Annotated in this window: 1 protein-coding gene; it reads left to right on the plus strand. The window is 65.2% G+C overall.

Annotated elements, in window-relative coordinates; all coding sequences use genetic code 11:
• Nucleotides 1–29: 29 nt before the first annotated feature.
• On the plus strand, nt 30–1115 hold a 1086-nt coding region (gldA, locus tag NA637_RS25075), incomplete at its 3' end, for a bifunctional L-1,2-propanediol dehydrogenase/glycerol dehydrogenase (protein ID WP_256075302.1).

The raw sequence follows: 1115 nt of genomic DNA on the forward strand, positions 1-1115 counted from the left end.
ATAATGTGCAATTTCAAGAAGGAGTTCCCATGGACCGCGTCATTCAATCGCCCGGCAAATATGTACAAGGGGCCGATGCACTGCAACGGCTGGGGGACTACCTCAAGCCGCTGGCGGACAGCTGGCTGGTGATTGCCGACAAGTTCGTGCTGGGCTTTGCCGAAGACACCATCCGCCAAAGCCTCAGCAAGGCCGGGCTGGCCATGGACATCGTCGCCTTCAACGGCGAATGCTCGCAAGGCGAGGTCGATCGCCTGTGCCAACTGACCACGCAAAACGGGCGCAGCGCCATCGTCGGCATTGGTGGCGGCAAGACGCTGGACACCGCCAAGGCCGTGGCTTTTTTCCAGAAAGTGCCCGTGGCCGTGGCGCCCACTATCGCCTCCACCGACGCGCCCTGCAGCGCGCTGTCGGTGCTCTACACCGATGACGGCGAATTCGACCGCTATCTGATGCTGCCCACCAACCCCGCCCTGGTGGTGGTGGACACCGCCATTGTCGCCCGTGCACCGGCGCGGCTGCTGGCGGCCGGCATTGGTGATGCCCTGGCCACCTGGTTCGAGGCGCGTGCCGCATCGCGCAGCAGCGCGGCCACCATGGCAGGCGGCCCGGCCACGCAGACCGCACTGAACCTGGCCAGGTTCTGCTACGACACCTTGCTGGAAGAGGGTGAAAAAGCCATGTTGGCCGTGCAGGCCCAGGTGGTGACGCCGGCGCTGGAGCGCATCGTCGAGGCCAACACCTACCTGAGCGGGGTGGGCTTTGAAAGCGGTGGCGTGGCCGCCGCCCACGCCGTGCACAACGGCCTGACCGCCGTGGCTGAAACCCACCACTTCTATCACGGCGAAAAAGTGGCGTTTGGCGTGCTGGTGCAACTGGCGCTGGAAAACGCCTCCAACGCGGAAATGCAGGAAGTGATGTCGCTGTGCCACGCCGTGGGCCTGCCCGTCACGCTGGCGCAGCTGGACATTACCGAAGACATCCCCGCCAAGATGCGCGCCGTGGCCGAGCTGGCCTGCGCCCCTGGCGAGACCATCCACAACATGCCCGGCGGCGTGACGGTGGAGCAGGTCTATGGCGCGTTGCTGGTGGCGGACCAGCTGGGGCAGCATTTT

Origin of the sequence: Stutzerimonas stutzeri (assembly GCF_024448935.1) — a bacterium.
Lineage (GTDB): Bacteria > Pseudomonadota > Gammaproteobacteria > Pseudomonadales > Pseudomonadaceae > Stutzerimonas > Stutzerimonas stutzeri_AO.